This window comes from Labilibaculum antarcticum (assembly GCF_002356295.1).
Classification (GTDB): Bacteria; Bacteroidota; Bacteroidia; order Bacteroidales; family Marinifilaceae; genus Labilibaculum; species Labilibaculum antarcticum.
Window position 1 is genome coordinate 3,134,327 of record NZ_AP018042.1, and the last position, 21,995, is coordinate 3,156,321.

The following is a 21,995-nucleotide window of genomic DNA, read 5'->3' on the forward strand; positions in this document are numbered from 1 at the left end:
GAATGAATAGGATAATTATAACAATTGGTTTACTTATGGGATTAGTTTTTTCAGCAATGGCACAAGCACCAGATTCTAGAGGGTATATTGTGAAGGTAGGAGATGTGGCTCCTGATTTTGAAATGAATCTGACAGATGGTAGTAAAATAAAGTTGTCGGAACTAAAAGGAAAAGTTGTGATGTTGCAATTTACAGCTAGTTGGTGTGGTGTTTGTCGAAAAGAAATGCCATTTATTGAGAAGGAAATTTGGCAGGTGCACAAAGATAATGATTTTGCTTTGTATGCGTTAGCTTTGGATGAACCATTAGATAAGGCCGAGAAGTTAATTTCATCTACAGGGATAACTTATCCCGTTGCATTGGATGATGGAGCAGAGATATTCACCAAATATGCACATAAAGAAAGTGGAGTTACACGTAATGTTATTATTAATAGAGAAGGTGAAATTGTTTATCTCACCCGATTGTTTAATCATGAAGAATTTGAGGGTATGAAAAAGGCGATTGAAGAAGAGCTGAAAAAGTAGATCTCTTAAAAAGAAAATAGGATTGTGATAGATAATCGCATTTTTTATACCAATTAACCCTTAGGATGTTGAGCAATATAATTCCCCTTGGTGTTTTAAAAAACTGAAAATATTCGGTTTTTAGTTTGATTCCAGTTTTACTATCACTTCATTAGTCCTCAACTCTTCCGAGTATTGGCTTTAGATCGTCACCTCCATCGAGATGTTTTGTAATTACATATTTATTGGGGTATGCATTTTGTTTTTTGCAATAACGTCACCAATGCCTTCAATTTATTGTAAGAAAAAAACACCATTAGTTGGAGTTTATTTAGAATTCTTGCAATGAAATCTGATGTTGAGCTGTAGTATTTGTTTGCTCTGGCAAAGTCTTCTGTTTTGTAAATTAATTTAAACTAATTACAATGCACGAACGAAAGCAAATTGTCAATACAGGAAATAAAAAAGGGCGGTGACTAGCCGCCCTAAACTACTACTTAAATTTACTTATGAATTAGTACAATCAATCACCTAAGTGCTTAATAGACTTCCTTCGTTTGCAAATGTAATGTATGATGTTATGATTTGCTATATAAACAGTTTGTTTTTTATGAATCAATCATTTTGATAAGTGAACAGACGATTATTCATGAATAGTTATTGGTTTTTTTCAGTAGGCATTCAAAATTCTTCATTTTTCATGTTGTGAACCAATTCAGAATGGGAGGAATTAAAAGTAAATTATCTTAAAGATATTTAAATCGCCAAAATATTGTTTTGTTTTATCTTCTCAATTTAAAAATACCTAATTTTATGCCTATCTTGAGAGTATCAAAAAGATTCTGGTTAGTGTATTTATTTTTTTAGCTGTAAGAGTTTATGGATAAGGATTTTGTTCAAATTATTGAGAAGGTAAGGGCTTATTTGTTCAAAAATGGCTTGAGTGGTTTTTCTTTTGAAAAAGTGAAAGATTTTGGCGTGTCACCATCTGATGTTTCAAAATATGTTAATTCGGTGGAGGAGTTGGTTGAGAAAATTCTTGAATATGAACGTAAATCGTTCGAATCTATTTTTATTCAATATAATTTCGAAGGTCAAAATGCCATTGATATTTTATTCATTGTAAGTCAGGAAATGAATGATCGTTTCGAAGATTTAACTCCATCAGTTACTATGGAATTGGAGAATTATTTTCCAGATGTGTACAGGAAACACATGGATGAGAGAATGGAGTTCATTTTTGATAAGATTAAGATCAATATTGAAAAAGGGATGGTTCAAGGAATGTATCGTGATGATCTTAGTAGTGAGATGGTTGGCCGGATGTATCTTTCAAGATTAGAGGATATGCACAATCCGGAACTTTATCCTCCGGAAAGATTTAAGTTTGGAACGATCTATGATACAATGATTGACGAATTTGTAAAGAGTATAGGTACCGAGGACGGAATTAATTATTACCGTCAGCGTAAACAATTATTAGGAGTTTTAAGTTTTGGAAGATAATATGAAAATTTCACTAGCACCTCTTCAGGGATATACTGACTGGGTGTTTCGACAAGCATACGAAAAATGTATTGGGGGCGTAGATGAATTCTATACCCCTTTTCTTGTACTTCCGAATTCCGGAGAAGTAAGAACTTCGCATAAAAGAGAGGTTGAACCATTTTTGGAAAGGAATAATAGATTGGTGCCACAGTTTTTGGCAGGATCAATTGAAGAATTTCAATTTTTTGAAACCTACTTTTCAGAATTAGGTTATAAAAAAATGAATTGGAATTTGGGTTGTCCTTTTCCGATGGTTACAAGAAAAAATAAAGGCTCTGGGCTACTTCCGTATCCCGAAAGGATTAAAGAGATTTTGGAGACCGGTTATTCAGGGAAAATTGATTTGTCGATTAAAATGCGTCTTGGTTTGGAAGATAAATCAGAGATATTCCCCGTTTTAGATGCCATTAAGGATTTCAATGTTGATGAAATTATTATTCATCCTCGTATTGGTAAACAAATGTATAAGGGAAGTGCCGACTGGGATTGTTTTGAGCAGATTCAGAAAAGTTTTGATAAGACAATTGCTTTTAATGGAGACATTGAGACATTGGAAGATTATCACAGTTTGATGTCTCGGTTTCCAGATTTAAAACATGTAATGATCGGACGAGGTATTTTGAAAGATTATTGGTTACCTGCAAAAATAAAAGGCATTGATGTTCCATCTGCGAATGAGCGAAAATTGGCATTGCGTAAGATGCATGATGAGATTTTTTCAACATACTCTTCATTTTTAAGTGGTGATACACAGATATTGCAAAAGGTGAAACCATTCTGGGAATATTTTTCGAGTCAATTTGAGAATGAAAGAAAGGTTTACAAAGGAATCAAGAAATCGGGTGGGTTAAAAAAATATCACGAGGCCGTTTCTTTTGCTTTTCTGCAAAATGTAAAGGAGTAAGATCATGAAATTTTCAGTTGAATTAACCGATCAATTCCTGCATGTTGAATTCGAGAAATCTGTTCGGATGATGAGTTCAGCAATCTTAAATGGTGGTTGTCAGAATGCCAAACATTTTTTGAATACTAAGGTCGATGCCAATTTTAATGGCGAAAGAACTGATTTTGAATCACCGGAAATTACTCTTCAGGGAATAGTGGATTCCATGAATTGGAAGGGGCATTGTGTGGGAATGATGACGGCTGCATTAATGAAATCATTCCGGAACGTTCGAATCGAAAAACAAGGTGTTTGGATTGATGTTTTGGTTACATCAGGGGTTTCAAATGCCCGCAGGGCAGGAGATGAGGCAGATTATCAATTCATGAATGAAGACTGTCAAAAAGTTGGGACGATTAATATACTTGTTCTTACAAATGCTCAATTGTCTGATGCTAGTCTGGTTGAGTGTGTTATGATGGTTGCTGAAGCAAAAGCCGCTTGTTTACAGGATTTAAAAGTACATAGTCCGGTTAGTGGATTAGTAGCTACAGGAACAGGAACAGATTCTACAGCAATAGCCTGTGGAGCTGGCCCTTTGGTTCAATATTGTGGTAAACATGTTTTGTTTGGAGAAATGCTTGCAAAAGCAACTTATCAGGCAATTCATGAATCTTTGTCTGTAGATAAATAATTATCTATAAATTGAACTCGATCAGCTACTGAAAATTTAGGTAGTTCAATAACCGTAAAGCCTAATTCTTCATAAGTGTTTCTTAAGAAAATTGATATTTCCACTGCATCTTCAAATGATTCAGGTCTTTCTGCGTCATTAATGAAAATCTCTTTCCAGGGCGGAGCTAAAAATACTGTTTTGTTGTACTGATTAGATTGTTGGAAGTATTTTGGAGGAACCGGCAAGCCTCCTCGTCTCACATAGGCTATAATATCAGGTAAGCCACGATCAAAGAAACATTTTCGCTCAGGTTTGCATTCGTAAAGCTGTATACTCATCCGTTCGAAGCAAATTTCTGCAAACTCGGATAGGTTTTGCCATGGAACTTTATCACCGCCGATTTGATGTTGTTCTTGAATAATAACGCGGGAAATTTCTTCAAAACACTGATGTCCGAGTGCTGATAATTTATCCAGAAGAGTCGATTTCCCTGATCCTGGACCGCCAGTAATTATGTAACGATTATTGCAATTATTCATGTTTAATTAGTCTTCTTTTAAATGAGAGTAAAACATATTCATATCTATGTTTTCTCTGATTAAACCAGCTAGTTTATTGTATTGTTTTTCTTTAAATTCCTGATAATTAAAATCACCTTCCTGCTCTATATTGAATCCGGATAGTAGATCCTGAATTACAATTTGATTGTCAAGAATACCATGAATATAACTTCCCCAGCAATTTTGATTTAAAAGATGACCATCTGTCTTTCCATTTGATAAAATGCATAATGGAATGTCCGTTTGAGTAGCTGTCGTTTGACCCATATGAATCTCATATCCAGAGCATTTATTGTTTGAATCTTTAAAATTAAAAGAGCATTGTTCTGTCAGTTTTTTATTGGTAATAGTTGTTTCTACAGGCAGAATTCCCAGACCGGCAATGCTTGGTATATTTCCTTCAATTTGAAGGGGATCGCTGATTTTTTCACCCATCATTTGATACCCACCACAAATACCAATTACTTTTTTTCCATTTTTGTGCGCTTTTACAATTGATAAAGCAACACCGTTTTGTTTTAGTTCCTGAAGATCAGAAATGGTATTTTTACTTCCTGGGATAATCACAATATCTGCGTTTTCAATTTCCAGGGAATTGTTTGTATAAAAAAGATGTACTCTTGGATCGTGTTCAAGAACGCTGAAATCTGTGAAATTTGCCATTCTTGGTAAAACAACGACCGCACAATTTATTTTTCCCTTACTAGATATTTTTGATTTTTTTTCGAGGCTGACCGAATCTTCCTCTTCGATATGAATATCCTTAAAATAAGGTAGAATTCCGATAACAGGTTTACCGGTAAGATCTTCAATGATTTTTTTTCCGTCTTCGAATAGTTTTAGATCACCTCTGAACTTATTGATAATTATCCCTTTGATTTGTTTGCGTTCGTCTTCGTCAAGCAATAGAATACTGCCATAAACACTTGCAAAAACGCCACCTTTATCAATGTCGGCAATCAAATAGGTAACAGCATTGGCCTCAATAGCCATTCGCATGTTGGTGATATCTCTTGTCTTTAAATTTAGTTCGGATATGCTGCCTGCTCCTTCCAATACAACAGGATTGTATCGTTTATTTAAACGATGAAATGCAGATTTAGCTTCATCGAAAAGCGCGACTTTATTGTTTCCCATAAAATAGTCAATCGCTGTTTGTGTGCCAATAGGCTTGCCATTTAAAATAACTTGGCAGCTTTTGTCGTTTGTTGGTTTTAGCAGTACGGGATTCATGTCGGTATGACAGGCTAATCCGCAGGCTTCAGCTTGAACTGCCTGTGCCCGGCCAATTTCGAATCCTTCAGGTGTTGCGAAAGAATTAAGGGACATGTTTTGCGCCTTGAATGGGGCTGGATGATAGCCATCTTGTTTAAGAATCCGGCAGAATCCTGTGTTGATAATGCTTTTTCCAACATCCGATCCTGTCCCGACAAACATTAATGGTCTTAATTTAATCATAAGGTGTTTATTATCAGTACAACTAATAATGATAGTTGATATTTAAAAAATCTAATTGCAATTAGCTTTTAAAATTAGTCTTTTTTTATTGAGTTGCTTTTGTTATAAAGCAGTATCAAATTGAAATTTAATGTTAATAGTATGGGAATAAATTACTTGAATGTATTGGTTCTAAATTTAGGGGATTTGTAGTTTTAGATTTCATTTGCTTATAAATTGTCAATATATTTGCTAATATTGTAATGAATTGTAACATGCGGTTCAGTTAAAAGATTGAATTAATTAATCACTATAGAATGTGACTCGCATGAGATTTTTAATATTTCATCCGGAAATTTTGAGATATCGTGTAAGTATCTATTAACTATTTAAATCTAAACCATAAAACTAATGAAAGTTCAAATTGATGGAGTAGATCAGAAGATTCTATCTTACTTGATTAAAAATGCAAGAATTCCATTTTTGGAAATAGCAAGAGAGTGCGGAATTTCAGGTGCAGCAATTCATCAAAGAGTTAAAAAACTTGAAGATGCAGGTATTATTGATGGATCAAGATTTATTGTTAAGCCAAGAGCCTTGGGATATGAAGTTTGTGCCTTTGTTGGTATTTCTCTTGACCATGCGCAACAGTACAAAATTGTTGTGGATAAAATTGAAGCTATAACTGAAATTGTTGAATGCCATTTTACTACGGGGAGTTTTACATTTATAGTGAAAATGCTTTGTAGAGATAATCAGCATTTAATGGATATTTTAATTAATTTACAAAATATTCCAGGAATATCTAAAACAGAAACATTTATTTCTTTGGAGCAAACCGTTGATCGGGAAATTAAACTATAATATCATTTTTACTGAATAGAGAGGCTTCCAAATTTGGAGGCCTTTTTTTTGTATCCACAAATAGTCGTTATAGTTTACCAAACCGCTCTCTTTTTTGTACCTTTCAAACTCATTTTACAATACACTTAAAATACTAAATAATATGTTTCCAAAAGAAGTATATACTAAAAGACGTAACCAGTTACGTGAAATAATGGATGACGGAATTGCACTTGTATTAGGTAATCCTGAGGCTCCAATGAATTACGCAGGTAATGTTTACCATTATCGTCAAGATAGTACGTTCTTGTACTTTTTTGGTATCGATCAGCCGGGTTTTACTGGTGTTTTTGATATCGATAATAATACAGATTATATCTTTGGTGACGATGTTGATATTGATGATATCATTTGGATGGGACCTCAGCCAAGTGTTGTGGATCAGGCCGCACCCTTTGGTGTAGAAAACACAGCTCCTTTTAACGATTTAAAATCGTTTTTAGCCGATGCTATTAAAGCAGGCCGAAAAATACATTTTTTACCCGTTTATCGTGCCGAAAATAAAATATTGATTCATGAATTATTAGGAACTCCTTTGAGTCAGATTAAAGAGATGGCTTCGACAGAATTTATAAAAGCTGTTGTTTCTCTTCGTGAAATTAAAGACGAGTACGAAGTTAAGGAATTGGAACGGGCTGCCGCTATTGGATATGAAATTCATACAACAGCAATGAAAATGGCCAAAGATGGAGTTTATGAAAGAGAAATTGCTGGAGAATGCGAAGCCATAGCGTTAAGAGCGGGAGGACTGCTCTCATTTCCAGCTATTGTTTCAAAGCGTGGTGAGACTCTGCACAATCATGAGCATGGCAACCTGCTTAAAACAGGAGATTTGTTGCTCGTAGATAGTGGCGCAGAAACAGACTCTCATTATGCATCTGATAATACAAGAACATTACCCGTTGGTGGAAAGTTTTCGGCAAAACAAAAAGAAATTTATGAAATAGTATTGGCTGGAATCAACAAAGGAAATGATTTGATTCGTCCTGGAGTTAGCTATAGAAGTATCCACTTGGAGGTTTGTAAGGTCATAGCTACAGGCTTAAAAGAAGTTGGCTTAATGAAAGGTAATGTTGACGAGGCAGTAAAGGCTGGTGCTCACGCCTTATTTATGCCTCACGGATTGGGCCATATGATGGGATTAGATGTTCACGATATGGAAGATTTTGGTGAGGATTTTGTTGGCTATAATGATGAAATTAAGCGAAGTGATCAGTTTGGAACTGCTAATTTACGTCTTGGAAAAGAATTAAAACCGGGTTTTGTTATTACGAATGAGCCAGGTATTTATTTCATTCCTGCATTAATGGATAAATGGAAGGAAGAAGGATTGCATATGGACTATATTAATTACGATAAAGTAAACGAGTATCGTACTTTTGGAGGTATCCGTTTGGAAGACGATGTTTTGGTAACGAAAGAAGGAAATCGATTAATTGGAAATAGGATTCCGGTTAGTGTTGAGGAGGTTGAGAAAATAATGAGTTAAATACTCACAGTAATCATATTTTAAAGGTAGTGTTCATGGTGGATGCTGCCTTTTTTATTATCGTTAATTCGTTTAATTTTACTTAAATTCGTTTTTTCATAGTAAATATGTAACAAAAAACCTCTTTTATCAGTTTAAGAAGATACTTTGTGGAACTTTATTGACACCATGAGGAAATGATAAATTGATTTAACGAGTTATTCTATTTAAGTCTTTTTAAACTATCTAATTGGATAGTTATGTGAATTGTAGTGAAGGGCTTGTTTTATGTTGTTTTCAATATGAGGCATCTTTTGTTGCAAATTAATTTCGTTCTTAAACTTTGAATTTTAACGATATGAGGAATGGTGAGATTTCTACCCAACTAATGCGAGTATTTAAGTTAGTTTTTATTGGTTTATTGTTTATTCTGCCATTCAGAGGGATGGCACAGTATGACTATGAGCATTATGTACCTCCATTTTACAATGGATCTTCAAATAATCAGGATATAGGCACTCATACGGCTGTATTGTCTACAAATTCGTCTGATTATGTAAATGTACAAATTTATAAAGGCTATGACGATTTGCTAAATGGCTCAGAGCCAATAAAAATAAAACGTGGAGAACCGTATGAGTACGTTTTTAAGACTCCAAAAGGGAATAGTAGTGGTCGTGTAACATCGTATCCTAAAGATTATGATTTCCCATTGACTGTTGTGGGCGCTCTAGAGTTAAATAAGCCATTGGATGATCAAGGACTCCGTTTTATTTCGACTGATGCTCCATTTTTTGTTAATATTCGGCACAGGTCTGCTGTTCAAGGAGGATCATTAACTGCAAAAGGAACATACGCATACGGAACAGAATTTCGCTCTGGTCATGTTTATACTGATGCTTATAAGAGTGCAGAGCGAAGGAGCCATTTTATATCTGTTATGGCGACAGAGGATACAGAAGTGACTTTCTCTGAAATAAAAACACCCTATTTGTCAGAGTATGATGACGTAAATGGTTTGTATTTGAAACCACATAATGGTGTTCCCATTGTCGTAAATTTAACGAAAGGACAAAGTTACATAATAGGAATCGATCATAATGCAACAGTTTTGGGTGCTGGATTACCGTCTTTTAAGGATTTAGGTAAGGACGGTTGGAATAGCATGAATGGTACAAGTATAACATCCACTAATCCTATCGTAGTTAACACCGGTTCCTGGACTTCAGGGCCTGATGATGGACAAGATATGGGATTTGATCAAATTGTACCTGTTGATCAAATTCGTGATCAATATATCGTCATGAAAGGAAAAGGAGATGTTACAACAGAACGTCCTATTGTTGTGGCAACAGAGGATAATACTGAAGTTTGGGTGAACGGAAATCAAGTGAATTCAGGAGCTCTTCTTAATGCAGGTGATTTTTTGGCATTGGATCAATTTTTTGATGGGGCTGGAGTTGATAATTTATTTATAGATACCAAGGATAAGAATGTATATGTATACCAAACTTTATCGGGCGATACGAGGGTGCATGGTCCAACAGTGGGAATGAATTTCATACCTCCTTTGACCTCGCTTGGTGTTAAAGAGGTTACAATTCCAAAAGCAGATTATTTAGCGCTGGAAGTTGTAGAGCAAGGTATTGTAACGATTCTAGCTCAGAAAGATGCAAATATCAAATATGATCAAACTAGTCTAGGGGTAACAACCTCTTACGAATTATCCTCAGCGGATGCTGTTTCAGTTCCTGGGAATACAAAATGGGTTAGTTACACGGTCACTAATCTAAAAGGTGATTATCGATTTTATTCTAATAAAGCAATTAATGTTGCATGGGTGATTCGTGATGGCTACGTAGGTGCTGCAGGATACTATTCAGGTTTTACGAAGGCGATATCAAAAATTATTCCCGATTTGAATATCCATATGGATACCGAACTAGGAGTTTTATGTGAAAGTTATGATGATGAAAACATAATTGTGTCTATCGTTGGTGATCCTTTGCCCGATTTTTATGAATGGTATGGGGCGGATTTTACAGGTGAACCAAATTTTCCAAATGGTCCTTTGAATGTGCGGATACCTGATAGAGATACCAGTTATAACGTGATTGGTTATTATATGGATGAATCTTTAAATATACTGTATAATGGTGATTTTGAGGAGAGTGATATGCCCGAAGGGTTTAATAGTGATTATGAGTTCACAGACGGGAATCTTACTGATCAAGGTACATATGCTATTTCTACACGAACTAAAGATGAAAATACAGCATTAGAATTGTTTGCTGCGATCGAGGATACGGATAAAACATATGTTAATCGAATGTTGCTGGCATATTCAAAAGATCAAGGAGATGTAATTTATCAGGTTGATGAGTTTCCTGTTGAGGAGAATTTAAATTATATGTTTAAGCTTCATGGTCGTTTGGCAATAAAAGATGATGCTGACTTTTTTAATCAGTCATTAAAGGTGACCATCAATGACGAAACAATTATAGAAAATTTCACAATTAATGATATTTCAAAGTGGCAATTTGATCTTGGACTTTGGAGAGCTGGAGACAGCAGGAAAGCAACGATTAAAATTATTAATAACAATCTCTCTTCTAAAGATGCAATTTTTGCACTAGATAGTATAACATTCGCTCAAGCAGTTCAGGATACAGCTGTTTTTTATGCCAAAGTTGTTCCCAATTTTAGTTATGGAAGTGACGGCGATGTTAATTTTTGTGAAGGGGTGAAAGATTCGTTAGATGTTTCGAATGACGAAGATACCAGCTGGTACGATTATTCATGGTATAAAAAGAGAGTCGGAGAGTTAAATGTAGACGGAGATCCAATTTATGATGAATTGACAGACGATGAGCTTACTTTTACAGGTACTAAGAAGCCTGCATTGGTTTTTGTTAATCCTCAAGAAGAAAATGAAGGAGATTACAGATGTGTAATTAGTTTTAAACTAGCCTATCAGGATTGTGCATCTGATAATATTGTTAGTGTTGATTTTAACGTGTCTGTTGATAAAGTAGCAACTGTGATTATTGATCCAAAGACTATAACTAGTTTCTGTTCAGGATCCAGTACGATTTTGAACGCTTTAGTTACCGGTGATGCTGGAACAGTAAAGTGGTATGTAGGTACAGACCCTTATCCGGTTTCTGTAGCGAATCCATATACATTTAATCTTCCGACTGGAACATATACAGTTCGTTGTGAAGTGGAGAATGGCTGTGGTGTTAGTTCTGACGAGGTTGTAATTAAAGTATTGTCAACTCCTGTCTTAACAAGTCTTACTGCAAATGATAATCTGTGTGTGGGGCAAGATATTATTTTAACAGCTCTTGCAACAGGGGATGGTGTTTTAACCTACGATTGGAAAAGAGGATCGGAAACATTAACAGAAACAGGAAGTGTTTTGAATTATCCTGCTTCAATTCTAGATAGAGATGTTACTTTTAAAGTTAAGGTGACTAGTGTTTATACTGTTGCTGAAAAAACATATACGTGTGCAAATAGCTTGGGAATGGCGGTGTTCGATTTAGATATTTATCCGCTGGTTGAGTTTGATCAACCTTTGGTAGATGCAACGGTTTGTGAAGGAGATAATCATTCTTTTAGTGTAGTTATGAAATATCCTGGTGATTTTTATAACTATCGTTGGGGTAAAGATGGTGTTGATTTATTAAATAATTTATCATCACAGAACTTATCGAATGTAAGTCCTGCTGTCGATGCCGGAAATTATCGCGTTGATGTTACAAATATATGTAATACTGCATTTTCAACGGCCAATTTAATTGTAACTCCTGAAATTAAGGTAAATGGTTTTACTATAGATAAAACTGGACCGTTTTGTACTGCCACTGATGTAACTGCAACTTTTGATGTGGTTGATAATGGAGCAGTTTATATCTATCAGGTAACTGATGGTAATGGTGCAACCAATACGATTACAAATCCATACACTTTTACGGTTGATGCTGCAAATGAAGGTAATTGGGAGTTTTCGGTTAGTGGTAGTTGTGGTACCTCTATTTCTTATCTTAGGACTTTAAATTTGTATGAAGATTTTGGCACTTTAACTGTTGCTGATGTGGGAGCATGTATTGGTGAAACAATCACATTTGAAGCAACTGTTTTGGATATTCCTGCCGCATCAGAATTGCATTATGCATGGACAGACAATCTCGGAAATCCTATAGGTGACGATTCTGATAAATTAGAAGTGTCAAATATACAAGATGATAATTTAGGTACTTATGCAGTTGTGGTTACCGATCAATGTACTGTTAGCAATAGTAATAGTAAAACAGCATCAGGAGAATTGACGAAAGAAGCGGTTACTTCTGTTGAATCGGAGACAACGACTGTTTGTGTAGGCGAACCTTTTTCAACAACAATAACTTATTTAGGAAGTCCGGAAAAAATTGAATGGAGATTTAATGATCGGATTAATGGAACTATTGTAAATACTACTGAAACTTTTAGTATTCCAAATGTAAGTCTTGCAGATGCGGGTATTTATTATTGTACTGTTACTTTGGGGTGTGGGGATGCAGTTATTCGGAGAGAATTAAAGGTGAATGCTCATATTTCACTTGTTGATGATATTACCGAAACAATTCCTGTTTGTGTTGGGGAAGAAGTACGACTCGACGTAGATGTTATTGGTAATCCTACTGACTACACAATAAAATGGACAGATGGAGGAGGTACTGTTTTAGGAAATGGACCTTCTATTCTATTGAATTCACATAGTTCACCATTAACTTATACTTATAAAGCTAGTGTTGATGGCTTGTGTGAAGATCTTTCGAAGACTTTTAAAGTAGACGTGCACGCTAAACCAACATTAAGTTCTCTTGATAATAGTATAATCGAGTGTTCTGGACCAATTAGTTTGGATGTTGTAGAATCAGGAGAACATAACGGGATTGTTTGGTGGAAAGATGGTTCTGTTATTACTGATGGTAATGCCGATCCAACTGATTTTGTTCTTAATCCTGCCACAAGTCCATCTGATGATGGGGCTTATATTGCCAAAGTTGAATCAGATTATTGTGGTGATGCTCAAGTAACAATTAATCTTGATGTAAGAAATACAATTGTAGTAACTGCTCAATCACCTAACCCGACTGTGGTTTGCGAAAATGAGGCTACTAATTTATTTGTTACTGCTACTGGTGACGATATCAAATACAATTGGTATAAATCAGCAGACCTTACTAAGACTACCATATCTGATAAATCTAATTTAGATTTAGGAAATATTACTTTGGCGAAGGCTGGAGAATATAAATGTGATTTGAGTAATGATTTAGGTTGCGGAGATCAGACGATTACTGTTGATGTTCAGGTTCAGGAACATGCTATGGTAACAAATCCTGAAAATGTAGTGATGTGTGAAACAGATGCAAATCCTGTATTTGCAGTTGTTGGAACTGGAGAAGCTCCGGTAACTTACCAATGGTACGATAAAGATGATAATGCTATTGCTGGTGGAACTAGTAATTCATTAACAGTAACAAGTCCTGTTAACGGACAGAGTTATTATTGTGTTGTTTCAGGAAGTTCGTGTGACGATGCAACATCAAACAAAGCAAGCTTAACCATTCTTAAAAATGTAACTGTTACTACAGATCCTTTAAATCGAACAATTTCGGATGGAGCAAATGTTAGTTTTAGTGTTAAAGCTTCGGGTGAACCAGCTTATACCTACAAGTGGTATGAGAATTCAGGTTCAGGATGGAATCTTCTTTCAAATGGAGGGCAATATTCAGGAGTAAATCTGCCTACATTGCAAATAACAGGTGCTGATAAGGCTACTTTTGATGGAAACCAATACCAATGTGAGGTTATTAGTTCTGGTGCAGTATGTGCTTCATCAGCAACAAGTAATCCTGCGACACTAACAGTTACAGCGGTAACAAAAATTGCAGTACAAGCTGTAAGTACAACGGTTTGTTTTACTGATAATGCTACTTTAAGCGTTGAAGGTGCTTCAACAGGATTAACTTACACTTGGTACTACAAAAAAGGAGCAGGTGCATACGAAACTGCTATTGGTAAAGATGGCATGACTGTTTCTTTAGTTGGGAAAATATCAACAATCACAGTTCCTGCAAATGATCTGGATATCAATAATTGGAAGTTTCAATGTGTAGTAAGTGATGGAGTTAGTGCTGATCAGGAATCAAATGAGGTTGTTGTAACTGTTTTAAAAGATATCACTGTTACAACAGTTGATCAAACTTATACACCTTGCGTTGGGCAGGCATTTACCATGTCGGTTAGTGCTACAGGTGATGCAATCAAATACAAATGGTATAAAGTAGGAGCCGAGTCAACAATATTATCGACAAGTGCTTCTTATAACTTAGGTACTATTTCATCAGCTAAGGAAGGAACTTATAAATGCGAAGTTTATAATAATGAACATTGTACCGATCAAATAAGAAGTTTTGTTGTAGATGTTAAGGAATTGCCTACTGTTACAAATCCTGCTGATGTTACCATGTGTGCGAATGATGTTGATCCTACTTTTACGGTAACAGGAACAGCTGAAGGAATTGTAAACTACGAATGGTATGATAAAGATGACATTCTTGTTGTTGGAGCAACAGGTAATGTTCTAACAGTAACAAGTCCGGTTAACGGGCAGAGTTATTATGCTGTTGTATCAGGTGATTATTGCTCAACTGCGAAATCGAATAGTGCAAGTCTAACTGTTTTATCAGAAGTTAGCACAACCAATCCGGTTAGTGTTACTGTAGCAGATGGTGGTAATGCAAGTTTCAAGGTGACAGCATCAGGAGAACCTACTTATTCTTACCAATGGCAAGAGGATTCTGGTTCTGGATTTACTGATTTATCTGATGGTGGTGAATATTCAGGAACTGCATCTTTAAAATTGAAAATTACCGGAGCCTTAATGGTAAATGGATTTGATGGAAACATATACAGATGTATTATAATGAGCTCATCTTGTTCTGGAGTTGCTGTAAGTTTAGGTGCAACTTTGACTCTAAATAATATTATCAAAATAAAAGATCAGCCAATCGATCAAAAAGTATGTGAAACCGATCCAGCTAGTTTCTCTGTTGAGGGAACCGCTGCTGTTACATCTTTTGTTTGGAGATATAATGATGGTTCTGGTTACGTAGATGCAGATGGTGCTTTAAGTATGACAGTCTCAACTATTGGACAAATCTCGACATTATTGATTCCAAATACAGCAACAATGAATAATTGGCATTTCAAATGTGTTCTTGGTGTTGGCGGATCTTATGATGATACATATGAGGCTCAGTTGGAAGTTTATGAAGCTATCAACGTAACTACAGCAGTAAATAATAGCATATCAAAATGTGAAGGAGAATCCCTTGTTCTTTCTGTTGCGACAAGTGCTGGCAGCAATATCCAGTATAAGTGGTATGAAAGTACAAGTCCGGGAATTGTATTGTCGACAAGTTCGAGCTACGATTTGGGCAATGTTTCATTAGCTAATGAGAAAACATATAAATGTGATGTTTATAACGATCTTGGATGTGGTGATGTTACTATTAGTTATACAATAGATGTACAAGAAGATGCAACAGTAACAAATCCAACAAATCAAGATGTATGTGCTAGTGAAACTAATATCGAATTTGAAGTAACTGGAACAGCTGAAGGAACTGTTAACTATGAATGGTTTGATAAGGATGATGTTTTAGTTGGTGATGCAGCTAAATTAATTGTTACAGTGCCAGTTCACGGACAAAGCTATTACTGTGTTGTTTCTGGAGATGCTTGTAATGATGCAACATCCGAAATTGCAACTCTAATCGTTTACGAAGTAGTTTCGATAGTTGATCAACCACTAGATGTAACAATTCCTGATGGTGGTAATGCAATATTTACTGTAAAAGTTGCAGGTGAACCAGATTACACCTACCAATGGCAGGTGTTGAACGGGGCTACTTGGGATGATTTGTCCGATATTGGAAACTATACAGGAACCACTAGTGCAACTCTTACTATTACTGGTGCAGATCAGCTTACTTATAATGGAAAACAATATCGTTGCGAGGTTACTAATTTGTGTAATACTATTGAGTCAGCAGCAGCAACATTAACAATAACTTCTGTTGCAAAAATATCTGGGCAACCAGATAATATGGAAGCCTGTTTGGGTGGAGCTGTCGATTTTGAAATTATAGGATCAACTACAGATTTAACCTACGATTGGAAGTACAGTACAGATGGTGTTGTTTATACTACTGTAACTATAGTTCCTGAAATTATTGTTACTACAGATGCTAACGGATCAAAACTTGGTATAGCAACAACGACTCTCGCAATGAACGATTGGACTTTCCGATGCATTGTTAGTGATGGTGTGAGTGCTGATGAAACATCTGGTATTGCTTCATTAAATGTTGTTGAACCTGTTGGTTTCGATCCTATTGCTGATGAAAATTTGTGTTTCGGAATTGAGAAACAAATCAGTTTGGTTAATCTTTCGGGAACAGAGCCAATTACATTCTCTTGGATGAATGGTACTGCGGAAGTTTCTACAACATCAACCGTAAGTATTGGATCTGGTGATAATGGGAATTATCAGGTAACTGCTGGTAATGGTGGTGTTTGTCCAGATAAAACAGATGATTTTGATGTGTTGCACTATTCTGCTTTAAGTCTTGATGCATGGTCTAATACTGATCAGGTTTGTATTGGACAAACAGAAGTGTTAACAGTTAATGTGGCTTCAAAAGATGCTTTATTACCTGCTGAAACATATCAGTGGTATAAAGATGGCAGTCCTGTTGTAACAACTTCAGGTTTAACTTTGCTTGCTACCGATAAAAATCAAACAGGTCAATATAAAGTGGAAGTATCAGATGGATGTTCTACTGAGACCGTTTTTGGTTATGTAAGTGTTTTTGAAAGCATTGCAGCGACTAATACTTGGGATGCAGCAAAAACAATCTGTTTAGGTGCAGAATTAAAATTAGAGACTAAAGTTACAGGTGATGTTACATCATATGTATGGACTAAAGATGGTGTTGGGTTTACAGCAAATTCGACTTATTTAAAATCTGCAGTAGTTGCAGGTGATGCCGGTGAATATGTTTGTACCGTTTCTGGTAATTGTGGTGATGATATTACTTATACAATTGATGTAACTGTTTTGGAAGCTCCGGTAATTACTGCCGGCATTGACGCTATTGCAGAAGTTTGTGAGGGCGATCCTCTTGTACTGGGGCCAATTGTAGTAACCGGAGATCATGAAGATCCTGTTTGGACACTTAATGACAATATTACTCAAGTTACGACTACAGTAAATTCATTGGATTTAGAAGCAGCTGAAATATCAGAGGCTGGCAATTATTTAGTGACAGTTAGTAATATCTGTGGTTCGGATGCATCACTAGGTAACCAAATCATAAATCCAATTTTAACACTTGCCCCAATCGAATCACAAACTGTTTGTGCAGGAAACGATGTGGTGTTTAGAGCAAATGCAACAGGAACAAGCCTGAATTATCAGTGGATTTTTGACGGAGTCGATCAATTGGTTAATTCTTCGGAATTAGTCCTTGATGCTTCTGTTGTCTTACCTTTCGATTTAAATACATCCATAACTTATGATGTTGTTTGTAACATTACTAGCACAACAGGTTGTGGTGAATATTCTCAATCAACAACACTAACTGTTAAACCAAATACTGTTCTTCATGCAACACTTAAAAATGTTGTGAAATATGTAGGTGAAAGTTATACAATGAAAGTTGAGGTAAGTGGTGTTGATTTAGTTTTTGAATGGACACATGAACCATTAGTTGGCTCTAAAGTTAAGCTTGGGGAAACAGGACCGAGTATAACCCTTACTGACATTGCCATGACAGATGCAGGTTATTATACTTGTAAAATAGTTGGTGCTTGTGGTCAACGATTGGCGTCAGGTAAATTGATTGTAAAGGAACCTGTTACTATTAATTCCGGTTTAAATGCTTTAGAAGAGAAGTGTGTTGGTGATCCTTTAAGTTTATCAATATCTGCAAGTGGTCAAATTACATCTAAGCAATGGTCTAAGGATGATGTTGACATACCAGGTGAAACCAATCTGAATTTATTTATTGCTGCAGTTGATTTGAATGATGCAGGAGTTTATAAATGTACAATAATTGGAGAAGGTGTTAGTGGCGGACTGGTTGAGACAACAACAGTAAGAGTTTATTCTCAAACAGTTTTAAACGCCTCTTTAAGTGATATCACTCTTTGTGAAGGGGTCTCTTTAGATTGGACTCCGGACATTGATGGAACATCAACAATGAAGTTTGAATGGACAATGGGTGGCGTGAATATTTTTGATCAGAAAACACTTCATTACGATGCGCTTGCTTTAAGTCACGAAGGCAATTATGAAGTTCAGGTAACAAGTATGTGTGGTGATGTTACTACAAATGCAAATTTGGAAGTTACACAATTGCCAGTGTTTGTTTCTGCGACTACAGGAGTAGATGTTTGTGAAAATGAATCATTAGTTGAATTTTCGGTTGAATATACTGGAGAAAAATTAAAATATCAGTGGAGAAAAGATGGTGTTGATCTTCCAGGAAGAACAACTCAAACTTTAAGCGTAACAAATATTCAGCTTTCGGATGATGGAGATTATGATTGTAGAGTTTATTCTACTTGTGGAGAAGAGTTCAGTCCGGTTGCGACATTAAATGTAACAGCTCAATTGCAAGTCTTATCCGATATGGTTGATAGGGAAGTTTGTGCTGGCGAAGATGTATTGTTTACAGCTGATGTAGTTGGGAATAATGTAAATTACCAGTGGGAATTTGATGGCGTGGATATCGTTGATGTTCCGGGAGTTATTAGCGGAGCAAATACATCCTCATTATCTATTGTATCATCTCAAGTTGCCCATAGTGGATACTACACTTGTATTATGTCTGATGATTGTACTGATTACCGATCAACGAAACCTACTGAGTTAGTTGTTCATGATCTTCCAAATACCGCGATTTATGGTCGAATGCTACTTTGTGCTAAAGAGGATCGTGTGACGTATGTGCTTAATCAGGTGAATGCTGATGTTTACAGTTGGAATGTTGATGGTGGTATATTCGCAGGTCCTGAAGAAGGAATAAAAACAAGAGTTACATGGGAAGAAATATCCCCAGGTAGTCTTACTGTTACAATTATGGATTTGGTGACAGGTTGTACGTCGAAAATCGATTCGGCTGTTGTTTTAAATGGACTTCCAGTTGTGAATTTAACAAATTTAGGTTCGAAAGGAGTTTGTGAAAAAGAGTTTGAAATAACTGGCGGTTTCCCTGAAGGTGGAATTTACTGGGTGAATGGTATTTCGCAAACAGTATTTAATCCTTCCGATCGTGGAGCTGGAACTTATGCTGTTCATTATTCTTATACTGATGAAAATGGATGTTCGAATGTAACACCAATAACTAATTTAGATGTTGATGTTTTACCTGTAGTTGATATAACTGACGATACTAGTGTTGGAAGTTGTAATCCTACACCTTTAACAGCTAAAACGGATGAGGGTAATATTCAATGGTTTAAAATTCAGGATAACAATCGTGTATTGCCAGATAATTTGGACAATCCTAATTCAATGAATCCGATATTTACTCCTGGTAAATCTCAGGTGTTGTTAGCAATGGTTAAGGATGAGCATGGATGTGAAGGTATTGATTTGTTAAACCTTTCGGTTGCTCCTCTTCCTATTGTGACAACAATAAACGACACAACAGTAGGTCAATGTAACCAGTTAGTGTTACAAACCGATATTGTTGGTGACCAGGATGTGATCAACTGGACAAATCCTGATCATTTGGATCATTCTGATGTAAGAAGTCCTAAGATTATTGATGCGCCTGAGGGAACTCATACTTATGCCATTAGTGTAACCGATTTGTACGGTTGTGATGCTTCAGGTGAGGTAACTGTTACTATCCTTGCTGATCCAACATTAGATGAGGATAAATTTGGTTGTGAAGGCGTTCAATATGAGGTTGATATTACTGGCATGCAAAATCCTGTTTGGAATGATAAGGATACATCACCAATTAGAACGATTGGAACTCCAGGGAAATACTTATTGGAAGTTTCTAATGAGTATGGTTGTGGTGATGAGCAATTGTTCGTGATTAATCCAATACCAAACTTGGGATTAAAAGATACATTGGTATTTGAAGGACAAACTGTGACATTTGCTCTAAATCTTCCTTCGGAATATGAAGCTTATTTATTTGAGTGGCAGGATGGTAGTATTGGTCGGAGATTTGAAGTCTCAGAGACAGGAACCTACAAACTAAAAGTGGAAGACAATCTAGGTTGTGTCGCAATAGATTCTGCCTATGTTGAAGTAAAACCAGTAGGGATTGAATCGGCAAATGCATTTCTGCCTTTATCTGACGATGGAATAAATGATATGTTCTATCTGGGTGATGGTAATCTCGGAATGGGTGCAAATGCGGATGAAAGATTCTCTATTATTGAAGACTTTGAAATGTATGTTTACGATCGTTGGGGAGAGCTGTTGTTCAAAACAAAAGAACAAGGATATAATGGCGGATGGAATGGACAATACAAAGGTAAGCTTTGTCCGACAGGTGCATATGTATGGATTGTGTTTATAAATGGAGAATTGACAAATAAAGGCACCTTTATGTTGGTAAGGTAAATTTTTAAAAAAAACTTTATTTTGTTAGTCAAATAAATTTAATTTATGTGCGTTTTGAGTTTCTGTGAAAATGGGAAATCAAAACGCACTAATTAAATCCAATACTTTCATTTATATGTTTTGTTTTTTTTATTTGATTTTATAATGAAGTAAAGAAAAAAATGTTGATTTTTGTTAACAAAATAAATTTTGGTACGTATAGTTTAAATTAACCATTAATTAAAAATTCTCATAAAGAGAACTTTAACTATAATATTTATGAAAAAGGCACTATTTGCTTTTTGTATATTGATTGCAGGAACTGTTTATACTGGCAAAGCTCAGGATATTCGTTTTTCTCAATTTTATGCTAATAAACTCTATCTGAATCCAGCTCTTGCCGGTTCTACCAATTATTCCAATGTAAGTTTAAATTATAGGAATCAATGGCCAAATCTCGATTTGCCATATGTGACATATAGTGTCTCATTTGACAACTTCTACGAATCTATAAATGGAGGAATTGGTATTACAGTGATTCAGGATGATCAGGGCGACGGAGCACTCAAAACAACTTCTTTTGCCGGCATGTATTCTTTTTATCTGAAAATTAACGATGATTTAATAATAAGGCCAGCCTTGCAAGCTGCTTATATGCAGAAAAAAGTGGATTGGACAAATTTAGTGTTTCCAGATCAGGTTTCACCAATTTATGGAAATACATTTCCTCATAATAATAACGCGGATCCTGCAAATAGAAAAAGAGATGGTTGGGATTTTTCTTTGGGAGCAATCGCTTACTACAAAGATTTTTACTTTGGTCTTGCTGCTCACCATTTGTCAAAGCCAGATCTCAGTTTTGATGATGAACTAGAAGACAAGTTGGAAACGAAATATACTTTTCACGCAGGAGCTGAATTTGTATTAGGTGGAAGAAGTCGTAGTTATGTGGATAAATGGATTTTAGCCCCAGCACTGTTATTTCAGAAGCAAGGAGATTTTTCTCAGATGAATTACGGTTTGTATGCCAGTAAAAGTTCAATGGTTTTTGGATTGTGGTTCAATCAGAATTTTGAGCTGAATTACGATTCATTTATTGCCATGGTAGGATTTGTTACCGAAAGATTTAAAGTAGCTTATAGTTACGATTACGCAATCACAAAATTGATACATACCAATACTGGGGCGCATGAGGTTTCGTTCTCTTTTCCATTGGCATTTGATACAAGTAAAAGAAAAAGAAAGATTAAAGCTGTTCGTTCACCTGTATTTTAATGGAAACATACACAAAGAAAAATGGCTGTCGTTATCGACAGCCATTTTCTA

Annotated in this window: 10 protein-coding genes; 8 read left to right on the plus strand and 2 right to left on the minus strand. The window is 35.7% G+C overall.

The window, feature by feature from the left end; all coding sequences use genetic code 11:
* The first annotated feature begins 2 nt into the window (after nucleotides 1–2).
* The 4 genes from ALGA_RS12395 (at nucleotide 3) to ALGA_RS12410 (ending at nucleotide 3,631) form a co-directional block, all read left to right on the plus strand.
* Nucleotides 3–527 carry a TlpA family protein disulfide reductase gene (locus ALGA_RS12395; protein ID WP_096429593.1) on the plus strand — a complete coding sequence of 175 codons (525 nt, stop codon included), beginning with the start codon at nucleotides 3–5 and terminating at the stop codon, nucleotides 525–527.
* Nucleotides 528–1,385: 858 nt separating this feature from the next.
* Nucleotides 1,386–2,012: a hypothetical protein gene (locus ALGA_RS12400; RefSeq protein WP_096429594.1), complete on the plus strand. Its 627-nt coding sequence runs from the start codon at nucleotides 1,386–1,388 to the stop codon at nucleotides 2,010–2,012.
* 1 nt (nucleotide 2,013) lies between these two features.
* A complete protein-coding gene (locus ALGA_RS12405; RefSeq protein ID WP_096429595.1) occupies nucleotides 2,014–2,958 on the plus strand; it encodes a tRNA dihydrouridine synthase in 945 nt (314 codons plus the stop codon).
* A gap of 4 nt (nucleotides 2,959–2,962) precedes the next feature.
* Nucleotides 2,963–3,631 (plus strand): adenosylcobinamide amidohydrolase, encoded by a 669-nt coding sequence (locus ALGA_RS12410; RefSeq protein ID WP_096429596.1) that lies wholly within the window; start codon nucleotides 2,963–2,965, stop codon nucleotides 3,629–3,631.
* Here the strand turns inward: ALGA_RS12410 and ALGA_RS12415 are convergent.
* Nucleotides 3,604–4,152 carry an AAA family ATPase gene (locus ALGA_RS12415; protein ID WP_096429597.1) on the minus strand — a complete coding sequence of 183 codons (549 nt, stop codon included), beginning with the start codon at nucleotides 4,150–4,152 and terminating at the stop codon, nucleotides 3,604–3,606. The genes ALGA_RS12410 and ALGA_RS12415 overlap by 28 nt on opposite strands.
* 6 nt (nucleotides 4,153–4,158) lie before the next feature.
* Nucleotides 4,159–5,631: a cobyric acid synthase gene (locus ALGA_RS12420; protein ID WP_096429598.1), complete on the minus strand. Its 1,473-nt coding sequence runs from the start codon at nucleotides 5,629–5,631 to the stop codon at nucleotides 4,159–4,161.
* A 390-nt stretch (nucleotides 5,632–6,021) separates the two neighbouring features.
* Here ALGA_RS12420 and ALGA_RS12425 point away from each other — a divergent pair, with 390 nt between their 5' ends.
* The 4 genes from ALGA_RS12425 to ALGA_RS12440 all read left to right on the plus strand — a co-directional run bounded on the left by ALGA_RS12425 (nucleotide 6,022) and on the right by ALGA_RS12440 (nucleotide 21,944).
* Entirely contained in the window at nucleotides 6,022–6,474 is a 453-nt protein-coding gene (locus ALGA_RS12425) for an Lrp/AsnC ligand binding domain-containing protein (RefSeq protein ID WP_173804010.1), read from the plus strand.
* A gap of 142 nt (nucleotides 6,475–6,616) precedes the next feature.
* Nucleotides 6,617–8,002, plus strand: a complete 1,386-nt coding sequence (locus tag ALGA_RS12430) for an aminopeptidase P family protein (protein WP_096429600.1) — start codon at nucleotides 6,617–6,619, stop codon at nucleotides 8,000–8,002.
* 337 nt (nucleotides 8,003–8,339) lie between these two features.
* Nucleotides 8,340–20,690 carry a T9SS type B sorting domain-containing protein gene (locus ALGA_RS12435; protein WP_096429601.1) on the plus strand — a complete coding sequence of 4,117 codons (12,351 nt, stop codon included), beginning with the start codon at nucleotides 8,340–8,342 and terminating at the stop codon, nucleotides 20,688–20,690.
* A gap of 258 nt (nucleotides 20,691–20,948) precedes the next feature.
* Nucleotides 20,949–21,944, plus strand: coding sequence for a PorP/SprF family type IX secretion system membrane protein (locus tag ALGA_RS12440; protein ID WP_096429602.1), 996 nt, complete (start codon nucleotides 20,949–20,951; stop codon nucleotides 21,942–21,944).
* The last annotated feature ends 51 nt before the right edge of the window (nucleotides 21,945–21,995 follow it).